The 3992-nt window shown below is 71.8% G+C and carries 5 protein-coding genes; all 5 read right to left on the bottom strand.

The features are described 5' to 3' along the window. Positions 1-179: 179 nt before the first annotated feature. Positions 180-983: a hypothetical protein gene (locus EEJ42_RS50715; RefSeq protein ID WP_184502985.1), complete on the bottom strand. Its 804-nt coding sequence runs from the start codon at positions 981-983 to the stop codon at positions 180-182. Positions 984-1216: 233 nt separating this feature from the next. Then, a complete protein-coding gene (locus EEJ42_RS07540; protein ID WP_123099196.1) occupies positions 1217-1414 on the bottom strand; it encodes a hypothetical protein in 198 nt (65 codons plus the stop codon). Between the two features lie 327 nt (positions 1415-1741). Continuing rightward, positions 1742-2248 carry a hypothetical protein gene (locus EEJ42_RS07545; protein WP_123099197.1) on the bottom strand — a complete coding sequence of 169 codons (507 nt, stop codon included), beginning with the start codon at positions 2246-2248 and terminating at the stop codon, positions 1742-1744. Between the two features lie 323 nt (positions 2249-2571). Further along, positions 2572-3066 carry a hypothetical protein gene (locus EEJ42_RS07555; protein WP_123099199.1) on the bottom strand — a complete coding sequence of 165 codons (495 nt, stop codon included), beginning with the start codon at positions 3064-3066 and terminating at the stop codon, positions 2572-2574. Between the two features lie 508 nt (positions 3067-3574). Then, complete coding sequence (locus EEJ42_RS07560) at positions 3575-3883, bottom strand: hypothetical protein (RefSeq protein ID WP_123099200.1); 309 nt, start codon at positions 3881-3883, stop codon at positions 3575-3577. Between the last annotated feature and the right edge of the window lie 109 nt (positions 3884-3992).

Raw genomic sequence — 3992 nt, forward strand, 5'->3', positions numbered from 1 at the left:
GCCCCGGAGTGCGTACACAGGGCGGGGCCGGTGGTCAGGAGACGGTGGGGTGCGCCGGTGGCCCGGCGCGCGGCGTGCGGGGCGGGGCGGCGGTGCGGGTGGCCTGGGTGCTTTCCGGCGGTATGGGGAGGCGGGCGGCCCGGCGTCGGTCCGGGGCCGCGCCGTGCCGCGGGGCTGTGTCAGATGGCGGTCAGGTCGGCTTCGCGGGCGTGGGTGGCGGCTGCTTCGACGTAGGCGCCTGCCATGTCTTCGGTGGCGGCCTGTTCTTCGTCGGTGTGGTCGTCGGCGCGTGCGAGGGTTTCGGCGGCCTGCCGCAGGTGGTGGGCGCACTGCCGGTACTGGGAGGCGGCAGCCTTGGCGCCCTTACGGCCCTGCAAGCGGGCGCGTGAGTCAGCGATGACGGCAAGAACGGTGAAGGGGAGGGCGACGTCTTCTTCGCTGATGTTGTCGAGAACCGCGAGGAGGAGGGTGACGTCCTCGCCTACGACGAGCCCGGCGATCTCGCGCACCTGAGCCGGTGTTGGGCCCTGGTACTTGCGGGCCCCGGTTTCCGGCGCGGTCGGTACCGGCGCAGCCGGGGCCGCGCCTGGCGTCTTGCCGCTGGTGAGGGCGCGGGCACCCTCCTGGCGGGTGCCCCACAGCGGCGTGGAAGAGGGTCGGATCAGCACGCCCTGCATCGTCACGTCCCCGTCATCCAGGAAGAAGATTTCCTGCCGGGACGTCCGGAGGCCGACGACGGTGTGGTGCCGTTCACCTTCCTGGCCCGGAGTCGTCCAGATTTGCGAGTAGGTGGCCTCGTGGGCGTCCGGGACCCCGCTCAGGGCTGTGCGGACGGCGTACGCCTGCAAGAACGGGTGGGTTTCCTTCACCGGCACCCAGGAGGCGCCGTCAAGTCGTGCCAGGAATTCAGCGCGCCGGTTCTCAGGAACCAGGGCCTTGGCGGCCTCGGCTTCGACCCAGCTGGGGTGGGTGTGCTCAGACATGTGGGCTTCTCCTTGAGCTGTACGAACGGGTGACGGTGGGCGCCACAGTGGGACGTCCGGGCGAAGGCTGGTGCTCGCGCTCGGCGAGGGGCGCCGGGCGCTCGACCGCAGGGGCAGGGGCACGTGCGGGAGCGACATCCAGCGGGACAACCCTGCCTCGGAAGGGTCCAAGCCCCGCACCCCCCGGGCCAGCGGACCGGAGGCAGGAGGGGAGGGGCGGCGGGCTCGGGCGGTCAGGCAGAGGGTGGCCCGTGGGCGAACGGCTGCTGGAACGGGGCAAGGGCGAAAATCCAGTCGGGGTCGACAGGGACGCCCATGCCGGACGTGGTGAGGTCGAGCAGGGTGAGGTAGGCGGAGTGGTCCGCCTGGTGCAGCGGCGCGACATCGATCCTGCGGGCGCGGGGCCGGGACACGGTGGCAGTACGGGGCATGGGGACGGGAGTCCTTCCAGGCTGCGAGGGGGTCAGTGTGGCCAAAGGGGGCAGTGGATGTCGGGCCGCGCGGTGCGGTGCTGGCGTGTGCACGGCGCGGCGCGGTCGTTGCCGGTCGCTCACAGCCGTACGAGAGGAAAGCCGTTCGGGGCATTCCCGGCCGGGGCTGACTGTCGTGGACAGCGGGTAAGCAGCTCACTCTCCGACTCCCCCGCTCAGCGGGCAGGTGGCGGGGTGAGCTGGTTCGTGTCCGGGGCATGCGCCGGCCCCGTCCCGTGTGCGTGCGGGACGGGGCCGGAGGATGTGGGCGGTGACCTCGGCCGTGGGTCAGGGCCGCCCGGCGGGCGGGGCGCCGGTGGTCAGCACGTGGAAGAAGCCGACGGCGAGCAGCCAGGCGGCGGGGCAGGCGGCACGGTTGTCGGGGGTGACCGTGAGCAGGGCGCTGACGTCCCGGTTGGTGTCCGGGAGTTCGGTGAGGGTGTGGGCCTGTACGTGCTCGGCTGGTTGGAGGTGACCGAAGAGGCTGCGGTTCTTCAGGTGGGGGCGCAGCGACCAGGAGGGCGTGGCGGAGTCGGCAGGCGCGGTGGTCGGTGCGCCGGGGCGGAGCGCGTGGGGGTGAAGGTCACCGAGGTGCTGGAGGGCGGTGAGCCAGCGGTGGCCGGGGGTGGTGTAGGCGCGGACGGCGAGGATGCCGTCGAGGGTGATGACGACGGTGCCCCTGGTACGGGCCTGGCCGGTGCGAGGGGTGTCTTCGGTGAAACGCAGACCGCACACCGGCTCATGGCCCGGGTCCTGGTGGGGCTGGCTGGTCAGGCGGGGGGTGGAGGCGTGCACGGCCGTGTGCNGTGGGGCTGGCTGGTCAGGCGGGGGGTGGAGGCGTGCACGGCCGTGTGCAGGGCCTTCCAGGTACCGGTGGCGGTCAGCTCCTGATCCAGAGCTTGCCGGGTGGTAAACAGGTCCGGGAACTCGGCGGTGGGTGCGGTGGTGTCAGGCACGGGTGCTTCTCCCAATGGTCGGTGAGTGTGCAGTGACCGTGCTGGGGACGGCGGTTACCCCCGCAACGCCACCACCCCACCCCACCCCGCCGCGCCGCAGGGAGCGGAACGCGCCGAGGGCTCGCACTGGTGACAGTGCGGGCCCTCGGCTGGTAGCGGGGATCACTGAGTGGCGCGCGGCCCGAGGACTGAGCGGCCCTGGGCCAGCTGGGCCAGGGCCTCGGTCGTCAGCCACATCGACGGGGCTGCCGCGTAGGCCACCAAGTCACGGCCACATGCGGTGAAGGTGAGGGTGTAGTCACCGGGTTCGCTCTGGCCGTGGACCCTTGTGTCCGGGGCGTCAGCGGCGTCGATGCGCACGATGTCCTCGAACGTCGCGGTGGTGGTGCGCAGCAGGGAGTACGCCGCGGAAATCAGGAACCGGCGGTCTGGGAAGTCTTCGGGCAGTCCGGCGGGCAGCGGCACGTTGGCGTGCTGCTGCTCGGTGCGGACCGCCCTAGCCCTCCACCTGCTGGCTTCCTCCAAGCAGGCGTGGGCCCCTTTCCGCCAGCCGCGTACGCGGTGCTGGGCGGCCGCGCGGACGCTGATGCGCCCCTGCTGGATCGTCAGGGTGGGCAGGGCGTAGTGGAGACCGGTCCAGTTGGTGTAGCGCTGCACAGCAGTTCCTTTCGTCGAGCGGCAGCCCGGGGGGCGAGGGCCGGTGGTGATGAGGGCGCGTGCTGGGCACGGAGCGCGGGCGGTGAAGGCGGGGGCTCGGTGTGCATCGCGTGTCCGGCATTGAAGTGGGACTGGTCCGGGCCGAAGACCGGATACCAGGTCGCGCCTTCATATTCCGGCTTGAGCAGGTGCAGGTGGTAGGCGGCTACCCAGTCGGCAACCGGGGTCTGTACGACGGCACGGGGCTGTTCCTCCAACAGGTTCTGAGCCCTGTCGACGTCGAACACCCACTTCCCGTAGCGGGAGCCCGGCTGGCCGATCGCTCACCGCCGCACAAAGGGGGTTCTGTGCGGGGCGTGACCGGCTGCGCCGACTCTGGCCCGCAAGAGGGTTAGTCCCACAACCCCCGGTCGGGCCGGACGGGGATGGCCAGCCGGGGCCCCTTGGCTCGCGGGCGGCGCGCCCAGGGGCTCGGGAGCCGGAGCGGGTGTGGAGGTTGGGGCGGGGGTCAGAAGGGGCGAGGGTGTGTCTCGCTGTCGGTCAGGGCCTCGATTTCCTGCCATGTCAGCGGGTGCCTGTACGCGCGGTGTGGTTCACCGGCCAGGACGTATGCGGCGTGGCGGTGGGCGGTTTCGCGAGCGCACCTGCTGCGTTCGGCGACCTGTTCGGGTGTGGCACGGGGGGATGCCGTTTCCCGGACGAAGTCGGCTGCCTCGTCGGCGACTTCGTCCGGTGTGGCGTCGTACATCACGAGGTCGTCGACGACGGTGGAGTAGACGGCGAGTCGGCCGTCGGGCTGAAGCACGATCTGTCGCATGGGTGGCCGGTTTCTCTTCGGTGAGGTGGGGGTGGTTCGGGCCAGCGGTCTGGTGTGGGCGGCACGGATGGCAGGGCCGGAGGTCCGACGGGGCCGGACCGCCCCTGAG

This window comes from Streptomyces botrytidirepellens, assembly GCF_003721215.1.
GTDB lineage: Bacteria > Actinomycetota > Actinomycetes > Streptomycetales > Streptomycetaceae > Streptomyces > Streptomyces himastatinicus.